Here is a 23679-nt window from a genome sequence, read left to right on the forward strand (position 1 = left end):
AACGGTGGGGAGTCTAGCGAATCCGCGTGGAAGCGGCAGGAACGGTGCGTTTCAGGCGTCGAGGTAGGGATCGGGCAGGCCCAGGCCGGCCAGGATCTCGCGCTCCAGTTGCTCCATCGCCTCGGCTTCCTGCGCGTCCTCGTGGTCCCAACCCAGCAGGTGCAGGCAGCCGTGTACGGTCAGGTGGGCGTAATGCGCGCCCAGCGGCTTGCGTTGTTCCTGTGCTTCGCGGGCCACCACCGGCGCGCACAGCACCAGATCGCCCAGCAGCGGCAGCCTGACGCCTTTCGGCAGGCCTTCCGGCAGCTCCGCCGGGAAGCTGAGCACGTTGGTGGCGTAATCCTTGCCGCGATAGTGGTGGTTGAGCGCGCGGCCTTCCTTTTCGTCGACGATGCGGATGGCCAGGTCGGCCTCGCGGATGCGGCCTTCCAGCGCAGCCGCCACCCATTTGCGGAAGCTCACCGCGGCAGGCACGCCGGCGCGCGGCGCGGCATAGCCGACGGCGACATCGAGACGGATCGGGCCCTTGGTCATGGGCGCATCCTACGCCTGTCCGTTGCCGGCATCGCGCGCCTCGTAGGCGTTGACGATGCGCGCCACCAGCGGGTGCCGAACCACGTCGCGCGCCTCGAAGAAAGTGAAGCTCACCCCCTCGACGCCGCGCAGCACCTCCACCGCGTCCTTGAGGCCGGATTTCTGGTGCTTGGGCAGGTCGATCTGGGTCAGGTCGCCGGTGATGACCGCGGTGCTGCCGAAGCCCAGCCGGGTCAGGAACATCTTCATCTGCTCGATGCTGGTGTTCTGCGCCTCGTCGAGGATCACGAAGGCATCGTTCAGGGTGCGTCCGCGCATGTAGGCCAGCGGCGCGATCTCGATGACGTTGCGCTCCAGCAGCCGCGCCACCTTTTCCACCCCCAGCATTTCGTAGAGGGCGTCGTACAGCGGGCGCAGATAGGGGTCGACCTTCTGGGTCAGGTCGCCGGGCAGGAAGCCGAGCTTCTCGCCGGCCTCCACCGCCGGCCGCACCAGGATCAGCCGCTGCACCCGCGACTGGTTGAGCGCATCCACCGCCATCGCCACGGCGAGGAAGGTCTTGCCGGTGCCGGCCGGGCCGATGCCGAAGTTGATGTCATGGCTGGCGATTTCGTGCAGGTACCTGCGCTGGTTGGCGCCGCGCCCGCGCAGGGTGCCGCGCTTGACCCGCACCGCGATGTCTTCCGGCGTCTGGCTTGCGGGGGCCGCGGGTGCGGGTTCGTCACCCGCGAACGCGCCCAGCCGCAGGTGCACGGCGTGTTCGTCAAGCGGCTCGTCCGCGGCGTCCTCGTAGAGCTGGCGCAGGAACGATTCAGCGCGCGCGGCGGCGTCGGCATCGTCCGCTTCAATGCGGAACACGCCGCCGCGATTGGCGATGGCAACGCCAAGGCGCAGCTCGATCAGGCGCAGGTGGGCGTCGAACGGCCCGCTCAGGTTGGCCAGACGCTCGATGTCGTCAGGCTCGAGGCTGAATTCGCGATGTGGCATAGACCGGGCAGGGTAGCGCGACCGGCGCCCGCCCGCCACGTTGCGGCAGCGCGGCTTGCCTCGCGCCGGCGGCTTGCCGCATTGTTGCAGGACTGTTTTTACCCGGGAATCAAGATGCGCAAACTCACCTGTGCCGTGCTGCTGGCGCTGGCGGCCACACCGCTGTGGGCCGCCGATGTCACCGTGCTCACCGCCAGCCGCATCCACACCATGGACGCCGCGCGCCCGCAGGTGCAGGCGATGGCCTTCGATGCGTCGGGGAAGGTGCTCGACGTCGGCGATGCCAAGGAAGTTCTGGCGCGCCATCCTGGTGCGAAGCGGCTCGACGTGGGCAGCGCCACCGTGGTGCCCGGCCTGATCGACGCACATGGCCACATGTCCGGGCTGGGCTGGGCGATGCTGACCGCCGACCTGGTTGACACCGCCAGCAAGGCCGAGATCGTGGAGCGGCTGCGGGCCAAGGAAAAGGAACTGAAGCCCGGCGAATGGCTGATCGGCCGCGGCTGGGACCAGAACGACTGGCCGGAGAAAGCGTTCCCGACCGCCGCCGATCTGGATGCAGCATTCCCCGAGCGCCCGGTCTGGCTGTCGCGCATCGACGGCCACGCCGGCTGGGCCAACAGCGCCGCGATGCGCGCGGTGAAGCGCGACCTGTCCGGCGACTGGCAGCCGGATGGCGGCAGCATCCGCCGCGACGGCAAGGGGCAGCCCACCGGCGTGTTCATCGACAACGCGATGGCGCTGGTCGACGCCGCCCAGCCCGCCGCCAGCGAAGCCACCGCCGAAAAGGCGCTGGCGCTGGGCATGCGGGCGGCGGTCGAGCACGGCCTGACCGGCATGCACGACGCCGGCATCCCGCTGGTGGAACTGCAGCGCTACCAGCGCCTGGCCGACCGCGGCCAGCTGCCGCTGCGCGTCTATGCGATGGCCGACGGCAATGCCGCCGCGCTGGAATCCCTGTGCGCCAACGGCCTTTACCGGCACCCATCCGGCCGCCTGCAGATGCGCGCGGTCAAGCTGTACGCCGATGGCGCGCTGGGCAGCCGCGGCGCGGCGATGCTATCCGACTACAGCGACGACCACGGCAACCGGGGCCTGCTGGTGATGTCGCCCGAGCAGGTGGCTGCCGCGGTGGCCAAGGCGCACCGCTGCGGCGTGCAGGTGGCTACCCATGCCATCGGCGACCGCGGCAACCGGATCGCGCTGGATGCCTACGCCCGCGAGCTGGGCAAGGGTGCCGCCGGTGACCACCGCTGGCGTATCGAGCACGCGCAGATCCTCTCGCACGAGGACCTGCCGCGGCTGGCGCAACTGCACGTCATCGCTTCGATGCAGCCCACCCACGCCACCAGCGACATGCCGTGGGCGGAAGAGCGGGTGGGGCCGCAGCGCATCGTCGGCGCCTATGCGTGGCGCCAGCTGCGCGATGCCGGCACCCATCTGGCGCTGGGCTCGGACTTCCCGGTGGAATCGGTGGATCCGCGGCTGGGCCTGTACGCCGCGGTCAGCCGCGCTGATGCGAACGGATTGCCGGCGGGTGGCTGGTATCCGGACGAGAAGCTGACCGCGTTCGAAGCATTGCGCGGCTTCACCCTCGAAGCTGCCTACGCCGGATTCGCGGAAGCGGAAGTCGGCAGCCTCGCCGCCGGCAAGCGCGCCGATTTCGTGGTCTTGGTCGAAGACCCGCTGGCGGTGCCGGAAGCGGCCTTGCGCACGCTGACGGTCAAGGCGACCTATGTGGACGGCAAGCCGGTGTACGAAGCCCCCTTGTAGGAGGGCCTTCAGGCCCGACCGGACGTAGCGGTCGCGGCTGAAGCCGCTCCTACAGTGAAGCGGCTTCGCCCGTCAGCACCCTGCCGCGCAGCGAATTGGTCAGTGCTTCGGTGATGAGCACGTCCACGAACTGACCGATCAGCCGCTTCGGCGCGGCAAAGTTCACCGAGCGCATGTTCTCGGTCTTGCCGGTCAGTTCGTTCGGGTCCTTGCGCGACGGGCCTTCCACCAGCACCGCTTGCACGGTGCCTACCATCGCCTGCGAGATGGTCGCCGCGTGCGCGCTGATGTGCTTCTGCAGGCGGTCCAGGCGGGCGTGCTTTTCCTCGCTGCTGGTGGTGTCCTCGAGGTCGGCCGCGGGCGTGCCCGGGCGGCGCGAATAGATGAAGGAGAAGCTCTGGTCGAAGCCCACGTCCTCGATCAACTTCATGGTCTTGTCGAAATCCGCCGCGGTCTCGCCGGGGAAGCCGACGATGAAGTCCGAGGAGACCGAAATGTCCGGCCGCACCGCGCGCAGCTTGCGGATCTTCTGCTTGAACTCCAGCGCGGTGTAGCCACGCTTCATCGCCGACAGGATGCGGTCGCTGCCGGCCTGCACCGGCAGGTGCAGGTAATTGGCCAGCTTGGGGACGTCGCGGTAGGCCTCGATCAGCGAATCACCGAACTCCAGCGGGTGCGAGGTGGTGAAGCGGATGCGGCCGATGCCGTCGATTTCGGCAATGGCGCGGATCAGCAGGCCGAGGTCGGCATATTGCACATTTTCGCTCGGGCCAAGGTCCTCGCACGCGCCGCCATCCCCCAACGGGCCGCGGTAGGCGTTGACGTTCTGGCCCAGCAGGTTGATCTCGCGCACGCCCTGCGCCGCCAGTTCGGCCACTTCGGTCAGCACCGACTCGAACGGGCGGCTGATCTCCTCGCCGCGGGTATAGGGCACCACGCAGTATGAGCAGTACTTGCTGCAGCCTTCCATGATCGAAACGAAGGCGGTGGGGCCGTCTGCGCGTGGCTCGGGCAGGCGGTCGAATTTCTCGATTTCCGGGAAGCTGACGTCCACCTGCGGCTGGCCGGATTCGCGGCGCCCGCGCAGCAATTCCGGCAGCCGGTGCAGGGTCTGCGGGCCGAACACCAGGTCCACGTAGGGGGCGCGATCGAGGATCGCTGCGCCTTCCTGCGACGCCACGCAACCGCCGACGCCGATGAGGACCGGCCGGTCACCGCGCTTCAGGCCTTTCCAGCGGCCCAGCTGGCTGAACACCTTTTCCTGCGCTTTTTCGCGAATCGAGCAGGTATTGATCAGGATCACGTCGGCTTCTTCGGCGTTCGTGGTCAGTTCCATGCCTTCTTCGGCGTGCAGCACGTCGGCCATGCGGGCGGAGTCGTACTCGTTCATCTGGCAGCCGTGGGTCTGGATGAACAGCTTTTTCGCCCCCGGACGCGCGGGGCGGGCGGCGGGCGGCGAGGGCAGCGGATGCAGATCGGTCATGGCGGGTGTCCGGGGCGCGGCGGGGAATCCGGGCCGGTAATGGGGAGGCAATTCTACCGGCAGGTCACGCCATCTGAACGAGAGCCATTTAAAATCATGGACTTGCCAACTTGCGCCGATGCGCGGAGACTTGCCGCCCATGAGGGGAAGGCTCGTTTCTCTGCTGCTGTGCGCGCTGTTTGCGCTGCCTCTGCCTGCGTTTGCCGGCGGGATCTACAAGTGCGCCGGCCGCGACGGCGTCGACAGCTACGTCAGCAAGCGGTTGCCGGGCGCCCAATGCAAGTTGGTGGGCAGTTACCGCGCCGGCCGTGCGCCGAAGCCGCGGATCGCGCCGCAGCCGGTGGCCCCCCAGCCTGCCGTGGTCCAGCCGATGGTCGTGGCGACAGCGGCCGCCGCGCCGGTCACGGTCGCGAAGAAAGCATCCGCCTCCACGCCTGCCGCACCGCGGGTGGTGCGCGGGCAGGTGTATTCGTTCGTGGATGCTGCCGGCGTGCGCAACTACACCAGCGTGCGGCCTGCCGGCCTGCCGACGGCGTCGGTGCGCACCATCAGTTACAGCTATATCGAGAAGTGCTACGCCTGCGGCGCGATGCCCGGGATGAACTTCCGCACCCTGCGGCTCAATACCGTCGCCTATCAGGACGAGATCCGCGCCGCCGCGCGCGAACACGGGGTGGACGAGGCCGTGGTGCGCGCCATCATCCATGCCGAATCCGCGTTCAACCCCAGAGCGCTGTCGCGGGTCGGGGCGCAGGGGCTGATGCAGCTGATGCCGGCCACCGCCAGCCGTTTCGGGGTAGCCAACGCCTTCGATGCCACCCAGAACATCCGCGGCGGCGTGCGCTACCTGGCCTGGCTGCTGAAGCGCTTCAACGGCAACCTGACCCTGGCCGCGGCGGGCTACAACGCCGGCGAGGGTGCGGTGGACAAGTACGGTGGAGTGCCGCCCTACAGCGAGACCCAGCGCTACGTCCAGCGGGTGGGCGTGCTGGCCGAACGTTATCGCGGCGTGCTCAATCCGGTGGCGTCTCCGCTGCGCGGCGGATTGTCGGCTCGTTAAGCGTTCCGTTACACTTCCCTGTCTTTTGCGTCCGGCCAGCGTTCGCGCCGACCAGCCGCAGCGTGTTTTCGTGCAATTTTCTTTCGGAGTGCGGGATGGCCAACGAAGAGGTCAACACCGGTCGACGCCGGTTCCTCACCGCGACGACCGCGGTGGTGGGAGCGGTGGGCGCCGGCTTTGCGGCGGTGCCGTTCATCAAGTCGTGGAGTCCCAGCGCGCGCGCGCGCTTCGCGGGTGCGCCCGTGTCCCAGGACATCGGCGCGCTTGAGGAAGGCCAGCAGCTGGTCATCAACTGGCGCGGCCAGCCGATCTTCATCGCGCGTCGCTCCAAGGCGATGCTGGACATCCTGCCGCAGATGGATGCGCTGGTCGCCGACCCGAAGTCGAACAACGCCGACCAGCAGCCCGAGTACGCCAAGAACGAATGGCGTTCGATCAAGCCGGAAATCCTGGTGCTGGTGGGCGTCTGCACCCATCTGGGCTGCGCCCCCGAGCTGCATGCCGAGGTCAAGCCGCAGCCGTTCGATCCGGATTGGAAGGGCGGCTATTTCTGCCCCTGCCACAAGTCGCGCTACGACCTCGCCGGTCGCGTGTACAAGTCGCAGCCGGCGCCGGCCAACCTGCCGGTGCCGCCCTATCACTTCGAAAACGACAGCACCCTGGTCATCGGTGTTGATCCGAAGGGAGCCGCGTAAGCCATGACGAACAAGATCGTGCAGACCGCCTGCAACGCCGCCAACGGCGTGATGGACTGGGTCAACGAGCGCGCCCCCGGCATGATGCCGGCCTACCGCAAGCACATGTCGGAGTACTACGCTCCGAAGAACTTCAACATCTGGTACATCTTCGGCGTGCTGTCGATGGTGGTGCTGGTCAACCAGATCCTGACCGGCATCTTCCTGACGATGCATTTCAAGCCGAGCGCGGCGGAAGCCTTCGGCTCGGTCGAATACATCATGCGCGACGTGGAGTGGGGCTGGCTGATCCGCTACATGCACAGCACCGGCGCCTCGCTGTTCTTCATCGTCATCTACCTGCACATGTTCCGCGGGCTGATGTACGGCAGCTACCGCAAGCCGCGCGAGCTGGTCTGGCTGTTGGGCATGGTGATCTACCTGGTGCTGATGGCTGAAGCCTTCATGGGCTACGTGCTGCCGTGGGGCCAGATGTCCTACTGGGGCGCCAAGGTGATCATCTCGCTGTTCGGCGCGATCCCGGTGATCGGCGGCGGCCTGACCGAATGGATCATGGGCGACTACAACCCGGGCGACGCGACGCTGAACCGCTTCTTCGCCCTGCACGTGATCGCGATGCCGCTGGTGCTGCTGCTGCTGGTGGTACTGCACATCTTCGCCCTGCACGAAGTGGGCTCCAACAACCCCGACGGCGTCGAGATCAAGAAGGGCCCGAAGGGCAACCGCTGGTCCGAGAAGGCGCCCACCGATGGCATCCCCTTCCACCCGTACTACACGGTGAAGGACCTGTTCTACATCGGCTGCTTCCTGATCATCGCCGCGTTCGTGATCTTCTTCGCGCCGACCTTCGGCGGTTGGTTCCTCGAGCACGACAACTTCATCGAAGCCAATCCGCTGGTGACGCCGACCCACATCAAGCCGGTGTGGTACTTCACCCCCTACTACGCGATGCTGCGGGTGGTGCCGTCGTTCTTCGGCATCAAGCTGTGGGGCGTGCTGGTGATGTTCGGCGCCATCGTGATGCTGTTCCTGCTGCCGTGGCTGGACCGTTCGCCGGTCAAGTCCTACCGCTACCGCGGCTGGATCAGCTGGAGCATGCTGCTGATGTTCGCGGTCAGCTTCCTGTGGCTGGCCAAGATCGGCGCCGGCCCGGGTACCGACCCGGTCGAAGCCATCATCGGCCGCATATTGACCTTCCTCTACTTCGCTTTCTTCATCACCATGCCGGTCTGGTCCAAGCTGGACAAGACCAAGCCGGTGCCTGACCGGGTGACGATGCATGACTAAGAACTTCCTGACCCGCACGGCGGTGTTCGCTGCCGGCCTCCTGCTCAGCACCGTGGCGCTCGCCAATGTCGGCGGCAACCTGCAGCAGTCCGGCGTCGACCTGAACGACAAGGCCTCGCTGCAGCGGGGTGCCGCCCTGTACATGAACTACTGCGGCGGCTGCCATTCGCTGAAGTACATCCGCTACGCGCGCATCGCCGAGGACCTGGGCCTGTCCGAAGAGGACGTGATGGCCAACCTCAACTTCAGCGGCGGCAAGATCGGCGACCACGTCATCTCCGCGATGACCCCGGAAATGGGCGTGGCCGCGTTCGGCAAGGCGCCGCCGGACCTCAGCCTGGTTGCCCGCGTGCGGACCAGCGACTGGGTCTACACCTACCTGAAGTCGTTCTACGTGGACGAGACCCGCCCGGTGGGCTGGAACAATACCCTGTTCCCGAATGCCTCCATGCCGAACCCGCTGTGGGAACTGCAGGGCGTGCAGCAGCCGGTGTACGGCAAGAAGGACGCCACCGGCGAAATGCCGGTCGAAGGCTTCACCATCAGCCAGCCCGGCCGCGAGAGCGCCGAGCAGTTCGACCGTACGGCGCGCGATATCACCGCCTTCCTCGAATACGTGGGCGAGCCGGTAGCGCTGAAGCGGCAGAACGTGGGCGTGTGGGCGATCCTGTTCCTGGTGTTGTTCGCCTTCGTTGCGTGGCTGCTGAAGCACGAATACTGGCGGGACGTTCACTGACGGGACGGCTGCCGATGGCAGGACGCCCCATGGGGAACGAAGCTTGACTGCCGCCCGCATCGTGCGGGCGGCGCAGGTGCGTCCGGCAGTCGCCGGGCGCGGGAGTGGTCCTGATGATGGCTGTGAGTCCACGCATGCGTAATGCCTTGACCCTGTTTTCTGCAGTCGACGATGTCCTTTGCCACCGCGTGCGGCTGGTGCTGGCGGCCAAGGGCGTCACCTACGACCTGATTGCCGTCGATCCGCAGAGTCCGCCCGAGGACCTGATCGACCTGAATCCCTACCACTCGGTGCCGACCCTGGTCGAACGCGACCTGGTCCTGTACGCGGCGAGCGTGGTGAGTGAATACCTCGATGAGCGCTACCCGCATCCGCCGCTGATGCCGGTGGAGCCGCTGGCCCGCGCGCGCCTGCGCCTGGCCATGCTGCGCATCGAGCACGACTGGGTGCCGCAGGTGCAGGCCATCCAGCTTGGCAACAAGCAACAGGCGGAAGCCGGGCGCAAGCGCCTGAAGGAGCTGCTGGCGCAGTCGGTGCCGCTGTTCAAGGCCTACAAGTTCTTCCTCAACGGTGAAATGAGTCTGGCCGACTGCGCGATGGCGCCAATCATCTGGCGGCTGGAAGCGCTGGGCGTGGCGCTGCCGAAGGACGGCAAGGTGATCGAGGAATACGGCAACCGCATCTTCCGCAACCCGGGTTTCGTGCGCAGCCTCACCGACCAGGAAAAGAACCTGCGCGAGCTCGTCCTCTGATGGGGGAGCCGGTCCTGCCGCCGATGTCCAGCCAGCGCCCGTACCTGCTGCGCGCGCTGTACGAGTGGATCGCCGACAACGGCATGACCCCGCACGTGCTGGTGGACGCGCGGATGCCCGGGGTGCGGGTGCCGCCGCACACGGTGAAGGATGGCCAGGTCGTCCTCAACATCGCCGATCGGGCGGTGACGCGGCTGGAAATGGACAACGATGCGCTGCGCTTTTCCGCCCGATTCGGCGGGGTGAGCCAGTCGGTGGTGGTGCCGATGGCCGCGGTGATCGCCGTCTATGCGCGCGAAACCGGACAGGGGATGGCGCTTCCGCCCGACCTGCATGCAGGCGAGGCGAGCGGTGTCGACATGGATGCCGGCGCGGACGTCGTGCCCGCCGTTCCGGCCGATACCGCCGACACGCCGCCGGACACGGATCCCCCCAAGCGGGGCGCCCACCTGCGCATCGTCAAATAGCCGCGCAGCCGAACCACGGCGCAACCGTCTCCCGCCGCTCGGCGGATGCTAGGGGTTGAAGCCGCGGACCACCGCTTGTGCTGCCCGCGTCGGTCCGCTGAAGCCCACCAGCTTGCCACCCAGCAACACCACGCGGCCAATGTGCCGGTTCTGGCCGTCTTCCGAATATTCAAAGCGGAAACTGCGCTCCAGGCCCATCCAACCGTCGTCCTTTCGGCGCAGGCGCAAGCCGTTGGCGTGCACCGACTGGTCCAGCCACTGCACGCCGGCAGCATCGCAGGCGTCGCGGCTGATCTCGCCGGCACGCTCGGCGGCGGCACGCGCCGCGGTGAACATGAAGAAGGCCGTGACGCCCACGATCATTAGAATTAGCAAGGTCGGCATCACTCTAATGTGCTGGCACCCGGCCGCAAGCGCAAGCGCCCTCCATCGATGAGACAGAGTTCCGAATGATGATGAAACTGGTGTTCCCCGACGGCGACCGCCCGCAAATGCTGCTGGACAATCGCGTGTACAGGCTGGGTTCGGCGCCCGAGTCGGATGTGGTGCTCGCCGCGGACGGCGTGGAGCCCATCCACTGCGAGCTGCAGGTCGGTGCCCAGGGTGTGCAGATGCGCGTGCCGGGCGGTATCCAGGTGCAGGTGAACGAACGTCCGGTGGCGGGCCTGATCGCCCTGCGCGCCGGCGACATGCTTGGGCTCGCCGGGAGCCGTATCCGGCTGGTCGATGCGTCGGGCGAGAGTGCCGGTGCGCGCGGCGCCGATCGCGTCGACGCCAATGCCACGATGGTGCGGCCGGTGCTGCCGAAGTTCGCCCTGCGTGGGCTGTCCGGCGAGTTCTTCGGGCGCAGCTTGCCACTGCAGACCACCCTGACCATCGGCCGCGCCGAGGAAGCTGGGCTGCGGATTCCGCTCGACAGCATTTCCCGCCTGCACGCGCGGCTGACGCCGGCCGGCGATGAAGTGCTGGTGGAAGACCTGGGTTCGGCGAACGGGACGTGGCTCAACGGCAAGCGCATCACCAGCGCCCAGGCCGTGCACGGCGACGAGATCCGCTTCGACACCCAGCGGTTCCAGTTGCTGGTGCCGGGCCAGCCGGTGCGCGTGAAGTCCGAAGGCGTGGCGGCGCCCAGCCGCTGGCCACTGCTGGTGGCGGCGGTTTTGGCGCTGGCTGGCGTGGCCTACTGGTTGTTGCGCTGAAGCATCAGCCCGCGGGCGGCGGGCCCAGCTTGAGCGAGAAATCGATCGCGTGGACGTGCTTGGTCAGCGCGCCCACCGAAATGCAGTCCACGCCGTCCTCGGCGATGCCGCGAAGGCCGGCCAGGTCCACCCCGCCGGAGACTTCCAGCGGAATCCGGCCGAGGTAGGGCGCGCCCTTGGCGATGCGCACAGCTTCGCGCCGGGTGTCGGCGTCGAAATCATCGATCAGCACCCGCGTGCAACCGGTGGCCAGCGCTTCGTGCAGCTGCTCCAGCGTTTCCACTTCCACGATCAGCGGCAACGACGGGTGCAGCGTGCGTGCGCGGGCGATGGCCGCGGCCACCGAGCCGAACGCGCGGATGTGGTTTTCCTTCAGCATCACCGCGTCGAACAGGGCCAGCCGGTGGTTGTTCCCGCCGCCCACGCGCACCGCGTACTTCTGCGCCATGCGCAGGCCAGGCAGGGTCTTGCGCGTATCCAGGATCGCCGCGCCGGTGCCGTGGACGGCATCCACGTAGCGGGCGGTGATGGTGGCGGTGCCGCTGAGCGTCTGCAGGAAGTTCAGCGAGGCGCGCTCGGCGCTGACCAGCGCGCGATTGCGGCCTACCAGGGTGGCGATGACCGTGCCCTTGGCGATGCGGTCGCCTTCGTCGCAGCGCCACGCGATGCGCACGCCCGGGTCCAGCGCGCGGTGGCAGGCATCGAACCACGGCCGACCAGCCACCACGCAGTCCTCCTTGCACAGCAGGTAGGCGCTATCGGGCGCGTCGTCCAGCAGGGATGCGGTGGCATCGCCCGGGCCGATGTCCTCGGCCAGGGCTGCCGCCACGTCCGCGGCAACCACGTCCGCCGGCGGCGGTGGGTAACGCGGCGCGCTCATGCCGCCGGGAAGTCCGGCACCTGCGCGGTGGCCAGGGCTTCCTCGGCCAGCAGCACCGGGATGCCGTCGTCGATGCGGTACACCGTCTTGCGGTCGCGGGTCAGCAGTCCGGCGCGCAGCGGCTGCGCCTGCGCGCTGCCGTCGCCACGCTGCACGCTGCCGGCGGCGATGGCGCGGTTGAGGGCGTCCAGTCCGGCCGCGTCCAGCAGTGCAACCGGCTGGCGGGTGGCGGGGCAGACCAGGATGTCGAGCAGCTTGCGATCCATCGGCAGAGGCAACGGGAAACAGGGGCCGTTAGAATACGTCTTTAGCGACCGGGGATAGTGCATGTCCGCAGCCAACAACGCCGCACCGCTGGTCGGCCTCGTCATGGGATCGCGCTCCGACTGGGAGACGATGCAACACGCCGCCTTGCGGCTGGAGGCGCTGGGCGTGCCGCACGAGGTGCGGGTGGTGTCCGCGCACCGCACGCCCGATGTGCTGTTCTCCTATGCCGACAGCGCCGCCGCCCGCGGCCTGCGCGCGATCATCGCTGGCGCCGGCGGGGCCGCGCATCTGCCGGGCATGCTGGCGTCCAAGACCGCCGTGCCGGTGCTGGGCGTGCCGGTGCAGAGCAAGGCGTTGAACGGCATGGATTCGCTGCTGTCGATCGTGCAGATGCCTGCCGGCATCCCGGTGGCGACCTTCGCCATCGGCAATGCCGGTGCGGCCAATGCGGCGCTGTTCGCGGCGGCGATGCTGGCCAGCGACCATCCGCGGATCGCCGATGCGCTGGCTGCGTTCCGCGCCAAGCAGACCGAAGACGTCGTGGCCCACGACGATCCGCGCCAATGAGCGAGCCACGCACGATGACCACCGTCGGCATCCTCGGCGGCGGCCAGCTGGCGCGGATGATGGCGCTGTCCGGCGCGCCGCTGGGGCTGCGCTTCCTGGTGCTGGATACGGTGGCCGACGCCTGCGCCGGCCAGTTCGCACCGATGGTGGTGGGCGACTACACCGATCCCGCCGCGCTGGCCGAATTCGCCGCCCGCGTGGACGTGGCGACCTTCGATTTCGAGAACGTGCCGGCGGCCTCCGCGGAGTGGTTGACCGCGCGGGTGCCGGTGTTCCCGAATCCGCGCGCGCTGGCCACCGCACAGGACCGGCTGGCCGAGAAAACCCTGTTCCGCGAACAGGGCATCCCGGTGCCCCCGTTTGCTCCCATCGATACCCGCGAGCAGTTGCAAGCGGCGGTGGCGCAGATCGGCACCCCGTGCATCCTCAAGACCCGTCGGCTGGGATATGACGGCAAGGGCCAGTTCCGGATCAAGGCGCCGGGCGATGTGGATGCCGCGTGGGATGCGCTGGGCGCGCAGGCGGCGAAAGTCGGGCTGATCCTCGAGGGGTTCGTCGCCTTCCAGCGCGAACTCTCTGTGGTTGCGGTGCGTGGTCGCGACGGCGAGTTCCGTGCCTGGCCGCTGACCGAGAACTGGCACGTCGATGGCGTGCTGTCGGCCAGCCTCGCGCCGGCACAGGTGGATGACGCATTGCGTGACACCGCGCTTTCCCATGCCCGCAGGTTGGCGGAAGCGCTCGACTACGTGGGCGTGTTCGCGCTGGAGCTGTTCTGCCGTGATGGCGAGTTGCTTGCCAACGAAATGGCCCCGCGCGTGCACAACTCCGGGCACTGGACCATCGAGGGCAGCGAAACCAGCCAGTTCCAGAACCACCTGCGGGCGGTGCTGGGGATGCCGCTGGGCGATACCCGCATGGTCGGCCACGCCTGCATGCTCAACTGGCTGGGCCAGATGCCGGACCCGCAGCCGGTGCTGCGCGAAGCGGGCGGCCACTGGCACGACTACGGCAAGGCGCCGCGCGAGGGGCGCAAGGTGGGGCATGCGACGCTGCGCGGGGAGTCCCCGCGCGAACTTGCCGAAGCGCTGCGCCGTGTCGGCGAGGCGTTGGGCCGCCAGTCGCAGGTGACCCCGGTCATCGACAGGCTGTCGTAGGAGCGGCTTCAGCCGCGACCGGCGTTCGCGGTCGCCGCAGCAGCCCGGTACGAAGAATGGGCAAACGAAAAACGGCCGGATCGCTCCGGCCGTTTTCGTGTCGCGCAGTTGTTCGGCTTACTTCATCTGCGCAGCGGCGAAGTCCCAGTTCACCAGGTTCCAGAACGCTTCCACGTACTTCGGGCGGGCGTTGCGGTAGTCGATGTAGTAGGCGTGTTCCCACACATCGCAGGTCAGCAGCGGAGTGTCCTCGCCGGTCAGCGGGGTGGCCGCGTTCGGCGTGCTCACCAGCGCCAGCGCGCCGTCCGGACGCTGCACCAGCCACGCCCAGCCGGAGCCGAAGGTGCCGATGGCGGTCTTGGTGAAGGCTTCCTTGAACGCCTCGAAGCTGCCGAAGGCGGCGTTGATGGCGTCGGCCAGCTTGCCTTCCGGTGCGCCGCCGCCAGCCGGCTTCAGGCAGTTCCAGTAGAACGTGTGGTTCCACACCTGCGCGGCGTTGTTGAACATGCCGCCCTGCGACTTGCGGATGATCTCCTCCAGCGACATGTCGGCGAACTCGGTGCCGGCGATCATGTTGTTGAGGTTGGTCACGTAGGCCTGGTGGTGCTTGCCGTAGTGGAAGTCGATCGTCTCGGCGGAGATGTGCGGCTCGAGCGCAGTGCGGTCGTAGGGCAGGGCGGGCAGTTCGATGGCCACGGTAGGCTCCTGGTGGGATGGCGGTAGGGGTGCGGCGCGGGCCGCGCGAACAATTACAATCCGCAATTGTATCCCCCTCGTCCGTTCCCGCGCGGTGAAGCGGGCGGGCCACACCGTTGCAGGAGTTTTGCCAATGTCGTCCGTGGAAGAGCGCATCCGCGCCGAGCTTGAAGCCCATCCCATCGTGCTGTTCATGAAGGGCACCGCGCTGTTCCCGATGTGCGGTTTTTCCAGCCGCGCGGTGCAGGCGCTGAAGGCCGCGGGTGCCACCGACCTGCACACCGTCAACGTGCTGGAAGAACCCGAGATCCGCGCCAACCTGCCGCGCTTCTCCGACTGGCCAACCTTCCCGCAGCTGTTCATCAATGGGGAGCTCATCGGCGGCTGCGACATCACCGTGGAGCTGGCCGAGTCCGGCGAACTGGCGCGGCTGGTTGCCGACGCGCGGAAGGCCTGAGCATGGCGGACGCTTCGCAAGACCAGGCACTCGCCGGGCGCATCGTGCTGGTCGCGGGCGCGGCTGGCGGCCTGGGTTCGGCGGCAGCGCTGGCGTGCGCACAGGCCGGCGCCACGCTGGTGCTGCTGGGACGCAAGCTGGCGCCGCTCAACCGGCTGTATGACGCGGTGAAAGCGGCGGGGCCGGAACCGATCCTGTACCCGCTGGATCTTGAAGGCGCTTCGCCCGACGACTTCGACCAGCTGGGCCAGGCCATCGACGGCGCGTTCGGTCGCCTTGACGGCCTGCTGCACTGCGCCGCCGAGTTCAAGGGCCTGACGCCGCTGGCGCATACCGACCCGGCCAACTTCGCCCGCGCCATCCACGTCGACCTGACCGCGCGCTGGTGGCTGACCCAGGCCTGCCTGCCGCTGCTGGCGAAATCCGATGCCGGCGCGGCGGTGTTCGTGCTGGACGACCCGATCCGCAGCGGCAGCGCGTTCTGGGGCGGCTACGGTATCGCCCAGGCCGGGCAGGCGGCGCTGATCCGCATGCTGCAGGCAGAACTGGGTGAGCACGGCCCGCGCGTCAGCGGCCTGCAGCCCGGCCCGATGCGCACCAACCTGAGGGCCAAGGCCTACCAGGCCAATGCCGACCTCAAGGCGCGCCCGGCCGCGGATTACGCCGCCGCCTGCGTGGAGATGCTGTCGCCCGCCGGCGCCGCCTGGCGCGGCACGATCCGCACGAGCAACCCCTGATGACCATCGCCGCCGCCGCCCTGCTGCTGTTCTTCATCCTCGACCCGCTGGGCAACATCCCGGTGTTCCTGAGCGTGCTCAAGGACCTGCCGCCGGCGCGCCAGCGCAAGGTGCTGGCGCGCGAGCTGCTGATCGCGCTGGTGGTGCTGATGCTCTTCCTCTGGGGCGGCCAGTACGCGCTGGAGGTGATGCACCTGCGGCAGGAATCGGTGTCGATTGCCGGCGGCATCGTGCTGTTCCTGATCGGCCTGCGGATGATCTTCCCCACCGCCGACGGGGTGATGGGCGAGGTGCCCGGTGGCGAGCCCTTCATCGTCCCGCTGGCCATCCCGATGATCGCCGGCCCCTCCGGCATGGCGGCAGTGATGCTGCTGGGCAGCCAGGAGCCCGACCGCATGGGCGACTGGATGCTGGCGCTGGTGCTGGCCTGGGGCGCCACCGCGGCGATCCTGTTCTCCGCCACCTGGCTCAAGAAGCTGCTGGGCACGCGCGTGCTGACCGCGGTCGAACGGCTGATGGGCATGGTGATCGTGGCCATTTCCGTGCAGATGCTGCTGGACGGCATCGCCTCGTACCTGCGCGTTGCCGCCTGAGCTTCCCCCAGCAGGTGACGGGCGTCACGCGCCTGTCATGGCGCGGTCATCCGCCCCGGCTACCGTGTTAAACTTTGGTAATCCCGTGCGGAGCCGTATGGCCGCGGGAGCCCCAAGAAAATGCCGACAATCGTCGCAGGACGGGCATGCCGGCATCCGCCCGTTCACAGCTCGTCGTTTTTTCTCAATCCTCAGAGGTTATCCCATGAAGCATCCGAACCGCGCCCGGCTGTCCAAGCTGTCGCTGGGCCTGATGGTCGCGCTCGCTGCGGCTCCCGTTTTCGCCCAGAGCACCTCCGCCGGCGTCGGCGGCCAGGTGGTCGGCGCGGGCGGCCAGCCGGTGGCTGGCGCCGAAGTCATCATCACCCACGTCGAGTCGGGCACGGTCAGTCGCGCCACCACCGATGCCAGCGGCCGCTACAACGCCCGCGGCCTGCGCGTGGGCGGTCCGTACACCATCACCGTCTCCAAGGCGGGCGAGGGGGCGAAGACGGAAGAAAACGTGTACCTGACCCTGAACCAGGTCAGCACGGTCAACGCGGAACTCAACACCGGCGTGACCAATCTGGGCGCGGTGCAGGTGGTCGGCGTTTCCGGTGGCGTATCCGTGTTTTCGGCAACCAAGATGGGGTCGGGGACTGCAGTCGACCAGACCACGCTGAAGGCACTGCCCTCGATGGGTGGCAATATCCAGGACTTCATGCGCCTTGACCCGCGCGTTGCCTTCACCGATCGTGCGTCGGGCAGCATCAGCGCCGGTGGCCAGAACCCGCGCTTCAACAAGGTCACCATCGACGGCGTCTCCGCGAGCGATACCTTCGGCCTGGAAGGCAACAACATGCCGACCCAGCGCCAGCCGGTGTCGATGGAAGCCATCGAGGCGCTGGACATCGACCTGTCCAGCTATGACGTGACCATCGCCGGCGCCGCCGGTGCCAACATCAATGCGGTCACCAAGTCGGGCACCAACGAATTCCACGGCGCGCTGTACGGCTACATGCGCGATGCCGACTGGTTCGGCAAGCACCCGCTGACCCGGGCCAAATTCGGCGAGTTCGACAAGGAAGAAACCTGGGGCGTGACGCTTGGTGGCCCGATCGTCAAGGACAAGCTGTTCTTCTTCGCCAACTATGAGAAGTTCACCCGCACCAAGCCGGGTCCGGACCTGAGCAACAGCCCGTTGTTCAACCCCAATGCCGATTTCGATGCCAGCGACGTCGCCGAGGCCATCAGCATCGCCAACGGCTACGGCATCAGCGCCGGTGGCTACGAAGGTGCGACTTCGAACACCGAGCTGGAAGAGTACGCGCTGAAGCTGGACTGGAACATCAACGACGATCATCGCGCCAGCTTCCGCTACAGCAACCTTGATCAGGTCCGCGTGCGCGCCGACGGTACTAGCGCATCGCAGCTGGTGCTGAGCTCGTCGTGGTTCAATCACGTCAAGTCGGTGGAGAGCTACGTCGGCCAGCTGTTCAGTGACTGGACCGAGAACTTCTCCACCGAGTTCAAGGTGTCGTTCCGCGATTACTCCGCGATCCGCGTCACCCCGACCACCGCGCCGCTGATCACGATCTATTTCGATGACGGCAACCCGAGCAACCAGATCACCGCCGGCGATGCCATCCGCATGGGCACCGAGCGCAGCTCGATGGGCAATACCCTGCTCACCGAGACCTGGAACTACTTCGGTTCGGGCACCCTGACCTTGGGCGACCATGACATCAAGGGCGGCTTCGAGTACAGCGACAACAAGATCTACAACTTCTTCCTGCAGGATGCCTGGGGCAACTACAGCTTCTACGGCCTGGACGCCTTCCGTCGCGGCGAATACTTCGACTACGACTTGAACACCAACAAGGCGAACCCGGAAGCGATTCCGGCGGTCTTCAAGAACCGCAACCTGAGCCTGTTCCTGCAGGACACCTGGTACGCCAGCCCGAACTTGACGCTGACCTTCGGCCTCCGTGCCGATCGTCCGAGCACGGATCACAATCCGCCGTTCAACGCGTGCTTCGCTGCTGCGCCGGGCGCTGCCAACGTCGCCCAGTGCGGCACCGGACACACCGGCGGCTTCGGCCTTGACAACACCAATACCTACAAGGGTGATTTCATCATCCAGCCCCGCTTCGGCTTCAACTACACCATGAACACCGAGCGCCCGACCCAGCTGCGCGGTGGCGTGGGCCTGTTCCAGGGCGATTCGCCGACCGTGTGGGTGAGCAATGCGTTCCAGTCCACCGGCATGAACTACAGCAGCTACCAGAACCTGACCGCTTGGCAGACGGTCAAGTTCAGCCCGGATGGTTTCAACCAGAACGTGCCCACCACCCCGGGCGCGGCGGTGCGCAACGTCAACGTGATCGCCAAGGATTTCGAGCTGCCGTCCGTGTGGAAGGCCAACCTCGCGATCGATCACGAGACGCCGTGGTACGGCATCGTCGCGTCGGCCGAAGTGCTGTTGACCGACGTCAAGAATGGCCTGTTCTACAAGAGCCTGAACCTCGGCCCGGGCTTCCGTGGCGCCGATGGCCGCACGCTGTTCTGGAACCCGACCATCTACAGTTTCTCCAACACCAACAATGGGCGTTTTGGCCGCAACAGCTACTTCGGTGATGTCTTCCTGCTGGAGAACACCAACAAGGGCAAGAGCCAGCAGCTGACGGTCTCGCTCAACAAGCCGTGGAGCGCCGGCAGCGACTGGTCCTGGATGTTGGGCTACACCTACACCAACACCACGGAAGTGGGGGCACTGACGAGCTCGACCGCGAGCTCCGGTTTCGGTGGCCAGTACAACTTCACCACCAATGAAGAACTGTCCAGCACCGCCCGCTACGAGATCAAGGACCGCTTCTCCGGCGCGCTGAACTGGAAGCATGCTTTCTTCGGCGACTACCAGACCCAGGTCGGCCTGTTCTACGAAGGTCGTAGCGGCCGTCCGTTCAGCTATATCTTCTCGGGCGACGCCAACGGCGACGGCCGCACTTTCAACGACCTGTTCTACGTGCCGTCGGGTCGGGGGGACGTGCTGTTTGGCTCCGTCACCAATGCGGGCGTGTTCACGCCCAATGCGGCGATGGAAAACGCGTTCTGGGAGTGGCTGGAAAGCAAGCCTGAACTGGCAGGCTACCGCGGCACCTATGCGTCGGAGAACGCCTTCCGCGCTGGCTGGATCAATACCTTCGACCTGCGGATCAGCCAGGAGTTGCCGGGCTTCTTCAAGGGCCACAAGTCCAAGGTCTGGGTTGATATCCAGAACGTCGGTAATCTGCTGAACAAGGATTGGGGCCACATCCTGGATTGGGGCTTCAATGGCAACCAGGCCGCCGCGAGCCTGGTCGGCATCGACAAGGCAACCGGCAAGTACGTGTACGGCTACCGCAGCGGCACGTCGTTTGGTCAGCCGGGCAACCTCGCGGTCCCGACCGATTCCGACAGCAATACCAACGGCATCTCGCAGTGGTCGGTGCAGGTGGGTTTCCGCTACGACTTCTGATCGAAGTCGCGATAAAGGTCCGACAAACGGCCGGGGCAACCCGGCCGTTTGTTTTTCGCCGTAGCCGCCTGCGGCAAGATGCGAAAGTCCAGCCGGCTGTGACCGGTATGCGGCGACGGATGGCCTCGCGCCAGACCTGTGCCGGATCCCGTCGCTCACTGCCCGGAGGCACACCCGCGCGCTAGACTGGGCGCATGAACGAATCGACCAATATCCTGCCGCAGGGCGCGGCCGTCCCCTTCACGCCCACCCTCCCCACCGTCTCCACCCACATCTACCCGCGCGGCGGCCTGGATGTCCTCAGCCGCGAGGAAGTCGCGCGCCTGCGCGATGCCTCCTCCGGTGGCTTGCACGACCTGCTGCGCCGCTGTGCGCTGGCGGTGCTGACCTCCGGCAGCGCTTCCGACGACCCGCGTGCCGCGCAGGAGCTGTACCCCGATTTCGACATCCAGGTGCGCCAGCAGGACCGTGGTGTGCGCATCGAGCTGACCAATGCGCCGGCGATGGCTTTCGTCGATGACCGCATCATCGCCGGCGTGGCCGAACTGCTGTTCGCGGTGGTGCGCGACATTGCCTTCACCGCCATCGACCTCAACGGCGACGAGGAACTCAATACCTCGCCGGCGATCACCGATGCCGTTTTCCGTCTGCTGCGCAATGCGCGCGTGCTGCACCCTTCGGATCCCAACCTGGTGGTGTGCTGGGGCGGCCACTCGATCGGCCAGGAGGAATACAAGTACACCAAGCAGGTGGGCTACGAGCTGGGCCTGCGCGGGCTCGACATCTGCACCGGCTGCGGCCCGGGCGCGATGAAGGGCCCGATGAAGGGCGCCACCATCGCCCATGCCAAGCAGCGTCGCCGGCGCAGCCGCTACATCGGCATCACCGAGCCCGGGATCATCGCGGCGGAATCGCCGAACCCCATCGTCAACCACCTGGTGATCATGCCGGACATCGAGAAGCGCCTGGAGGCCTTCGTCCGCATGGCCCACGGCATCATCGTGTTCCCGGGCGGCGTGGGCACCGCCGAGGAAATCCTGTACCTGCTCGGCATCCTGCTGCGCGAGGAGAACGCGCATCTGCGCTTCCCGCTCATCCTCACCGGCCCCACCGGGGCAGCGCCGTACTTCGAGCAGATCGACAGGTTCATCCGCCTGACCCTGGGCGATGATGCGGCCAGGCTCTACGAAATCATCGTGGCCGATCCGGCCCTGGTGGCCAAGCGGATGGACCTGGGTATCCGCAAGGTCAAGGACCAGCGCATTGCGCAGAAGGACTCGTTCTTCTTCAACTGGGGCGTAGAAGTGCCGCTGGAATTCCAGCAGCCGTTCGTGCCCACCCACGAACTGATGGCGGGGCTGGACCTGCACCACGGCCGCAAACCGCACGAGTTGGCGGCTGACCTGCGTCGCGCGTTTTCCGGCATCGTGGCCGGCAACGTCAAGGAAGACGGCATGCGCCGGATCGAGGCGCACGGCCCGTTCGAAATCCATGGCGATCCCGACATCATGCAGGCGCTGGATGCGCTGCTGCGCGCATTCGTCGAGCAGCGACGGATGAAGATCGCCGGCGACTACAGGCCCTGCTATCGCGTGGTGGCCTGACCGCCGCCCCCGCGTCCCGTAGGAGCGCACTGAAAGGGCGAACGCTTTCGCAAGATCATGCAAAGAGCATCGCGCCCTTTCGGTGCGCTCCTACGGAAAAGCGGCTTGCCTTGGTGGCCGCGGCTTACGCGGGCAGATACATCCGCGCCACGAAGCGGCCGTTTTCCACGGCGGCGTCAATCCTGCCGCGTCCGCCGGTCATGGCCTGCACGCGCTCGCGGGCCGAGGCCAGTCCCACCGCATGGCCCTTGTGGCTGCTTTCGACGGCTGGCAGGTCGTTGGCAATGACGATTTCGATGCCGCCGTCATCTCCAGTATGGACACCGACCTCCAGCCGCCCGCCGGCGGGGATGCGCTCGATGCCGTGGCGGATCGCGTTCTCGGCCAAGGGCTGGATCGACAGCGACGGCACCTGCACGTCGGGCAGCGGTACCGGAACATCCCAGACCAGCTGCAGCCGGGGCCCGAAGCGCAGGGCCTCGATTTCCAGGTAGCGCCGGGTCAGCGCCAGCTCTTCGGTCAGCGGAATCAGCTGCGGCCCGCGCAGTGCGCTGCGGAACAGGTCGGCCAGATCCAGCAGCACGCGCTCCGCCTCGTCCGGTCGCGCATGCACCAGCGCCGCGCCGGTATTGAGCGTGTTGAACAGGAAATGGGGCCGGATCCGCGCCTGCAGGGCTTCCAACTCCAGCTGTTTCGCGCGCACCGCAAGCCGGCGGGAACGCCAGTAGTTCTGGTAGCCCACCAGGCCGATCAGCCCCACCACCAGTGCGATCGCCAGCATCCGCAGGACGAACGCCCCGCGCGAACCATCGCCGAGTCCGCCCACGGCCAGCACGCTCCAGGCCGCCATCGACACCAGCAGGCTCATCGCCAGGAACAGGCCTAGGCAGACCCACGCCAGCCGCATCGGGGGCAGCCTGTCGAGACGGCGGCGCAGCAGGTACAGCGCGCACAGCGTCCCCAGCGCGACCCACTGGATGCCCAGCGAGGCCAACCCGAACTGCACCAGCCGGTCGCCGCTCTGGGCCGGCGCCAGGGCAAGGATCGCCGCCAACGCCTCCCCGCCCAGCATCACGCCCAGCAGGGCGGGTGGGCGCCAGAGTGCGGCGAGGGGGTCGTCCGGGGTCTTTTCGCGATGGGGCATGGCGAGTCCGGAGAAAGGCGTGTCTCGAACTAGCCTAGCGGCCGGGTTCGCGGAAGTCGAAGGTCAGCGAGCCCGCGTCCCCTTGACCCACCGCCCACTCCAAGAGGGGGCCCGCCTGTCGGGGATCACTGGCTGTGGATCACGACGGCGACTAACGTGCATGTGTCAAGAAGCGGAGGATGCCACTTTGCAACACCCATACACCTGTCGAACTGCCGGATCGCGAGGTTTCACCTTGGTGGAGCTGATGGTGACGGTGGCCGTGCTTGGGATCCTCGCTGTGGTGGCTGTTCCGGCCATGACCGGGATGATCAACAACAGCCGCCTCCGCGGGCAGGCCGAAGAGGTTACCTCGACGCTCCAGCTTGCGCGTTCGGAAGCGGTGCGGCGCAACCAGCGCATTACTGCGTGCGCATCCGCCGCCGGCACGGCTTGCGCGGCAAGTGCGAGCCGAATGGTGGTGTATTGGCAGGATCCGAATAATGCGGCCACCACGGAAATGGTCCGCGAGATTCCGATGCCGGGTAGTGTGCAAATCAGTGGCCCTGCCGCCGGCATCCAGTTCAGGCCGACGGGTCTGACCGACAACGCACAGCAGCTGCAGGTCACGGTGGCAGGCAGTACGCGATATGTCTGCGTCCAGATCAGTGGCGTTGTGTCAATAAAGAAGGTGGCTTGCTGATGAAAACCCGCATGAAGCCGATTTCCCTCCCGCGCCATGCGCAAGGCATGAGCCTGATCGAGGTGATGGTGGCGGTAATGGTCCTGGCGGTGGGGCTGCTGGGCGTTGCCGCCATGCAGGCGCTAGGGAAAGTCTGAACAACTCGCCACCTGTGGGCGACAATAGGGCATCACCTCCGGGATGACTTCTGATGCAGCTGACATTCGGTGACGCCGAAGATCTGGGCCAACGCAAGCAGACGCGGCGGGAGGTGTTCCTGGCGGAGATGGAGCAGGTAGTGCCGTGGAAGGCGCTGCTGTCGCTGATCGAGCCGCACTATCCGAAGCTGGGGCGTCCAGGCCGGCAGCCATACGCGCTGGCCACGATGCTGCGCATCCACTTCCTGCAGCAGTGGTACGCACTCAGCGACCCGGCGATGGAAGAGGCCTT

The 23679-nt window shown here is 67.0% G+C and carries 26 protein-coding genes; 18 read left to right on the forward strand and 8 right to left on the reverse strand.

The genetic code is table 11. The features are described from left to right. Window positions 1-51: 51 nt before the first annotated feature. Complete coding sequence (gene ybeY / locus G582_RS0105265; RefSeq protein WP_028838935.1) at window positions 52-534, reverse strand: rRNA maturation RNase YbeY; 483 nt, start codon at window positions 532-534, stop codon at window positions 52-54. Window positions 535-543: 9 nt separating this feature from the next. Further along, window positions 544-1521 carry a PhoH family protein gene (locus G582_RS0105270; RefSeq protein WP_028838936.1) on the reverse strand — a complete coding sequence of 326 codons (978 nt, stop codon included), beginning with the start codon at window positions 1519-1521 and terminating at the stop codon, window positions 544-546. A 114-nt stretch (window positions 1522-1635) separates the two neighbouring features. Here G582_RS0105270 and G582_RS0105275 point away from each other — a divergent pair, with 114 nt between their 5' ends. Further along, window positions 1636-3294 carry an amidohydrolase gene (locus G582_RS0105275; RefSeq protein WP_028838937.1) on the forward strand — a complete coding sequence of 553 codons (1659 nt, stop codon included), beginning with the start codon at window positions 1636-1638 and terminating at the stop codon, window positions 3292-3294. A gap of 49 nt (window positions 3295-3343) precedes the next feature. On the opposite strand, the gene miaB is transcribed toward G582_RS0105275, so the two are convergent. Beyond that, a complete protein-coding gene (gene miaB, locus G582_RS0105280) occupies window positions 3344-4777 on the reverse strand; it encodes a tRNA (N6-isopentenyl adenosine(37)-C2)-methylthiotransferase MiaB (protein ID WP_028838938.1) in 1434 nt (477 codons plus the stop codon). Window positions 4778-4916: 139 nt separating this feature from the next. On the opposite strand from miaB, the gene G582_RS15630 reads away from it, so the two are divergent. The 6 genes from G582_RS15630 (at window position 4917) to G582_RS0105310 (ending at window position 9774) form a co-directional block, all read left to right on the forward strand. Continuing rightward, window positions 4917-5837 (forward strand): lytic transglycosylase domain-containing protein, encoded by a 921-nt coding sequence (locus G582_RS15630; protein WP_051246766.1) that lies wholly within the window; start codon window positions 4917-4919, stop codon window positions 5835-5837. A 95-nt stretch (window positions 5838-5932) separates the two neighbouring features. Further along, complete coding sequence (gene petA, locus G582_RS0105290; RefSeq protein ID WP_028838939.1) at window positions 5933-6532, forward strand: ubiquinol-cytochrome c reductase iron-sulfur subunit; 600 nt, start codon at window positions 5933-5935, stop codon at window positions 6530-6532. Between the two features lie 3 nt (window positions 6533-6535). After that, window positions 6536-7819: a cytochrome b gene (locus G582_RS0105295; RefSeq protein WP_028838940.1), complete on the forward strand. Its 1284-nt coding sequence runs from the start codon at window positions 6536-6538 to the stop codon at window positions 7817-7819. After that, window positions 7812-8555: a cytochrome c1 gene (locus G582_RS0105300; protein ID WP_028838941.1), complete on the forward strand. Its 744-nt coding sequence runs from the start codon at window positions 7812-7814 to the stop codon at window positions 8553-8555. Before G582_RS0105295 ends, G582_RS0105300 begins: the two co-directional genes overlap by 8 nt. Before the next feature lie 116 nt (window positions 8556-8671). Beyond that, the gene (locus G582_RS0105305) at window positions 8672-9307 is read left to right on the forward strand and encodes a glutathione S-transferase N-terminal domain-containing protein (RefSeq protein WP_028838942.1); all 636 of its coding nucleotides are present in this window, start codon (window positions 8672-8674) and stop codon (window positions 9305-9307) included. Continuing rightward, window positions 9307-9774: a ClpXP protease specificity-enhancing factor gene (locus tag G582_RS0105310; protein ID WP_028838943.1), complete on the forward strand. Its 468-nt coding sequence runs from the start codon at window positions 9307-9309 to the stop codon at window positions 9772-9774. The genes G582_RS0105305 and G582_RS0105310 overlap by 1 nt, the downstream gene beginning before the upstream one ends. Window positions 9775-9822: 48 nt before the next feature. On the opposite strand, the gene G582_RS0105315 is transcribed toward G582_RS0105310, so the two are convergent. Next, on the reverse strand, window positions 9823-10158 hold the full coding sequence (locus G582_RS0105315; protein ID WP_028838944.1) for a DUF3301 domain-containing protein: 336 nt from the start codon (window positions 10156-10158) through the stop codon (window positions 9823-9825). Window positions 10159-10229: 71 nt separating this feature from the next. On the opposite strand from G582_RS0105315, the gene G582_RS17160 reads away from it, so the two are divergent. Continuing rightward, window positions 10230-10973, forward strand: coding sequence for an FHA domain-containing protein (locus tag G582_RS17160; protein ID WP_169380567.1), 744 nt, complete (start codon window positions 10230-10232; stop codon window positions 10971-10973). Window positions 10974-10977: 4 nt separating this feature from the next. Here G582_RS17160 and nadC read toward each other — a convergent pair whose 3' ends face one another. Then, complete coding sequence (gene nadC / locus G582_RS0105325) at window positions 10978-11853, reverse strand: carboxylating nicotinate-nucleotide diphosphorylase (RefSeq protein WP_028838946.1); 876 nt, start codon at window positions 11851-11853, stop codon at window positions 10978-10980. Beyond that, window positions 11850-12119 carry a Trm112 family protein gene (locus G582_RS0105330; protein WP_028838947.1) on the reverse strand — a complete coding sequence of 90 codons (270 nt, stop codon included), beginning with the start codon at window positions 12117-12119 and terminating at the stop codon, window positions 11850-11852. Before G582_RS0105330 ends, nadC begins: the two co-directional genes overlap by 4 nt. A gap of 61 nt (window positions 12120-12180) precedes the next feature. Between G582_RS0105330 and purE the strand changes: the two genes are divergently transcribed. Together purE and G582_RS0105340 are read left to right on the forward strand one after the other, a co-directional pair. Next, window positions 12181-12687 carry a 5-(carboxyamino)imidazole ribonucleotide mutase gene (purE, locus tag G582_RS0105335; RefSeq protein ID WP_028838948.1) on the forward strand — a complete coding sequence of 169 codons (507 nt, stop codon included), beginning with the start codon at window positions 12181-12183 and terminating at the stop codon, window positions 12685-12687. Between the two features lie 14 nt (window positions 12688-12701). After that, the gene (locus G582_RS0105340; RefSeq protein WP_028838949.1) at window positions 12702-13841 is read left to right on the forward strand and encodes a 5-(carboxyamino)imidazole ribonucleotide synthase; all 1140 of its coding nucleotides are present in this window, start codon (window positions 12702-12704) and stop codon (window positions 13839-13841) included. Window positions 13842-13958: 117 nt separating this feature from the next. Here the strand turns inward: G582_RS0105340 and G582_RS0105345 are convergent, their stop codons facing one another. Next, window positions 13959-14537, reverse strand: a complete 579-nt coding sequence (locus G582_RS0105345) for a superoxide dismutase (protein WP_028838950.1) — start codon at window positions 14535-14537, stop codon at window positions 13959-13961. Between the two features lie 133 nt (window positions 14538-14670). On the opposite strand from G582_RS0105345, the gene grxD reads away from it, so the two are divergent. From grxD to ppnN, 5 genes are all read left to right on the forward strand, one after another. Continuing rightward, window positions 14671-14994, forward strand: coding sequence for a Grx4 family monothiol glutaredoxin (grxD, locus tag G582_RS0105350; protein WP_038052992.1), 324 nt, complete (start codon window positions 14671-14673; stop codon window positions 14992-14994). Window positions 14995-14996: 2 nt separating this feature from the next. Further along, window positions 14997-15731 (forward strand): SDR family NAD(P)-dependent oxidoreductase, encoded by a 735-nt coding sequence (locus tag G582_RS0105355; RefSeq protein ID WP_038052995.1) that lies wholly within the window; start codon window positions 14997-14999, stop codon window positions 15729-15731. Next, window positions 15731-16324: a YhgN family NAAT transporter gene (locus G582_RS0105360; protein WP_028838953.1), complete on the forward strand. Its 594-nt coding sequence runs from the start codon at window positions 15731-15733 to the stop codon at window positions 16322-16324. Before G582_RS0105355 ends, G582_RS0105360 begins: the two co-directional genes overlap by 1 nt. A 205-nt stretch (window positions 16325-16529) precedes the next feature. Next, on the forward strand, window positions 16530-19820 hold the full coding sequence (locus G582_RS0105365) for a TonB-dependent receptor (RefSeq protein ID WP_028838954.1): 3291 nt from the start codon (window positions 16530-16532) through the stop codon (window positions 19818-19820). A gap of 194 nt (window positions 19821-20014) precedes the next feature. Beyond that, window positions 20015-21424: a nucleotide 5'-monophosphate nucleosidase PpnN gene (gene ppnN, locus G582_RS0105370; RefSeq protein ID WP_051246768.1), complete on the forward strand. Its 1410-nt coding sequence runs from the start codon at window positions 20015-20017 to the stop codon at window positions 21422-21424. A 124-nt stretch (window positions 21425-21548) separates the two neighbouring features. Here ppnN and G582_RS0105375 read toward each other — a convergent pair whose 3' ends face one another. Then, window positions 21549-22568 carry a sensor histidine kinase gene (locus tag G582_RS0105375; protein WP_028838956.1) on the reverse strand — a complete coding sequence of 340 codons (1020 nt, stop codon included), beginning with the start codon at window positions 22566-22568 and terminating at the stop codon, window positions 21549-21551. A 247-nt stretch (window positions 22569-22815) separates the two neighbouring features. Between G582_RS0105375 and G582_RS18165 the strand changes: the two genes are divergently transcribed. The 3 genes from G582_RS18165 to G582_RS0105390 form a co-directional block, all read left to right on the forward strand. Further along, window positions 22816-23250 carry a GspH/FimT family pseudopilin gene (locus G582_RS18165; RefSeq protein WP_248642694.1) on the forward strand — a complete coding sequence of 145 codons (435 nt, stop codon included), beginning with the start codon at window positions 22816-22818 and terminating at the stop codon, window positions 23248-23250. Then, window positions 23250-23387 (forward strand): prepilin-type N-terminal cleavage/methylation domain-containing protein, encoded by a 138-nt coding sequence (locus G582_RS17470; protein ID WP_083960987.1) that lies wholly within the window; start codon window positions 23250-23252, stop codon window positions 23385-23387. The genes G582_RS18165 and G582_RS17470 overlap by 1 nt, the downstream gene beginning before the upstream one ends. A gap of 53 nt (window positions 23388-23440) precedes the next feature. After that, window positions 23441-23679, forward strand: a 239-nt coding sequence (locus tag G582_RS0105390; RefSeq protein WP_028838957.1) for an IS5/IS1182 family transposase, incomplete at its 3' end; no start/stop codon positions are given.

Source organism: Thermomonas fusca DSM 15424 (assembly GCF_000423885.1).
GTDB lineage: Bacteria > Pseudomonadota > Gammaproteobacteria > Xanthomonadales > Xanthomonadaceae > Thermomonas > Thermomonas fusca.

What these genes read in the sequence shown, in the direction of transcription:
- G582_RS0105355 (WP_038052995.1), top strand. Translation starts at nt 14,997, where the DNA reads ATGGCGGACGCTTCGCAAGACCAGGCACTCGCCGGGCGCATCGTGCTG.
- G582_RS18165 (WP_248642694.1), top strand. Translation starts at nt 22,816, where the DNA reads ATGGTGACGGTGGCCGTGCTTGGGATCCTCGCTGTGGTGGCTGTTCCG.
- G582_RS0105300 (WP_028838941.1), top strand. Translation starts at nt 7,812, where the DNA reads ATGACTAAGAACTTCCTGACCCGCACGGCGGTGTTCGCTGCCGGCCTC.
- G582_RS15630 (WP_051246766.1), top strand. Translation starts at nt 4,917, where the DNA reads ATGAGGGGAAGGCTCGTTTCTCTGCTGCTGTGCGCGCTGTTTGCGCTG.
- G582_RS0105340 (WP_028838949.1), top strand. Translation starts at nt 12,702, where the DNA reads ATGACCACCGTCGGCATCCTCGGCGGCGGCCAGCTGGCGCGGATGATG.
- G582_RS17470 (WP_083960987.1), top strand. Translation starts at nt 23,250, where the DNA reads ATGAAAACCCGCATGAAGCCGATTTCCCTCCCGCGCCATGCGCAAGGC.
- G582_RS0105315 (WP_028838944.1), bottom strand. Translation starts at nt 10,158, where the DNA reads ATGCCGACCTTGCTAATTCTAATGATCGTGGGCGTCACGGCCTTCTTC.
- ybeY (WP_028838935.1), bottom strand. Translation starts at nt 534, where the DNA reads ATGACCAAGGGCCCGATCCGTCTCGATGTCGCCGTCGGCTATGCCGCG.
- G582_RS0105275 (WP_028838937.1), top strand. Translation starts at nt 1,636, where the DNA reads ATGCGCAAACTCACCTGTGCCGTGCTGCTGGCGCTGGCGGCCACACCG.
- grxD (WP_038052992.1), top strand. Translation starts at nt 14,671, where the DNA reads ATGTCGTCCGTGGAAGAGCGCATCCGCGCCGAGCTTGAAGCCCATCCC.
- G582_RS0105365 (WP_028838954.1), top strand. Translation starts at nt 16,530, where the DNA reads ATGAAGCATCCGAACCGCGCCCGGCTGTCCAAGCTGTCGCTGGGCCTG.
- G582_RS0105305 (WP_028838942.1), top strand. Translation starts at nt 8,672, where the DNA reads ATGGCTGTGAGTCCACGCATGCGTAATGCCTTGACCCTGTTTTCTGCA.
- miaB (WP_028838938.1), bottom strand. Translation starts at nt 4,777, where the DNA reads ATGACCGATCTGCATCCGCTGCCCTCGCCGCCCGCCGCCCGCCCCGCG.
- G582_RS17160 (WP_169380567.1), top strand. Translation starts at nt 10,230, where the DNA reads ATGAAACTGGTGTTCCCCGACGGCGACCGCCCGCAAATGCTGCTGGAC.
- nadC (WP_028838946.1), bottom strand. Translation starts at nt 11,853, where the DNA reads ATGAGCGCGCCGCGTTACCCACCGCCGCCGGCGGACGTGGTTGCCGCG.
- G582_RS0105270 (WP_028838936.1), bottom strand. Translation starts at nt 1,521, where the DNA reads ATGCCACATCGCGAATTCAGCCTCGAGCCTGACGACATCGAGCGTCTG.
- G582_RS0105375 (WP_028838956.1), bottom strand. Translation starts at nt 22,568, where the DNA reads ATGCCCCATCGCGAAAAGACCCCGGACGACCCCCTCGCCGCACTCTGG.
- ppnN (WP_051246768.1), top strand. Translation starts at nt 20,015, where the DNA reads ATGAACGAATCGACCAATATCCTGCCGCAGGGCGCGGCCGTCCCCTTC.
- petA (WP_028838939.1), top strand. Translation starts at nt 5,933, where the DNA reads ATGGCCAACGAAGAGGTCAACACCGGTCGACGCCGGTTCCTCACCGCG.
- G582_RS0105360 (WP_028838953.1), top strand. Translation starts at nt 15,731, where the DNA reads ATGACCATCGCCGCCGCCGCCCTGCTGCTGTTCTTCATCCTCGACCCG.
- purE (WP_028838948.1), top strand. Translation starts at nt 12,181, where the DNA reads ATGTCCGCAGCCAACAACGCCGCACCGCTGGTCGGCCTCGTCATGGGA.
- G582_RS0105310 (WP_028838943.1), top strand. Translation starts at nt 9,307, where the DNA reads ATGGGGGAGCCGGTCCTGCCGCCGATGTCCAGCCAGCGCCCGTACCTG.
- G582_RS0105330 (WP_028838947.1), bottom strand. Translation starts at nt 12,119, where the DNA reads ATGGATCGCAAGCTGCTCGACATCCTGGTCTGCCCCGCCACCCGCCAG.
- G582_RS0105295 (WP_028838940.1), top strand. Translation starts at nt 6,536, where the DNA reads ATGACGAACAAGATCGTGCAGACCGCCTGCAACGCCGCCAACGGCGTG.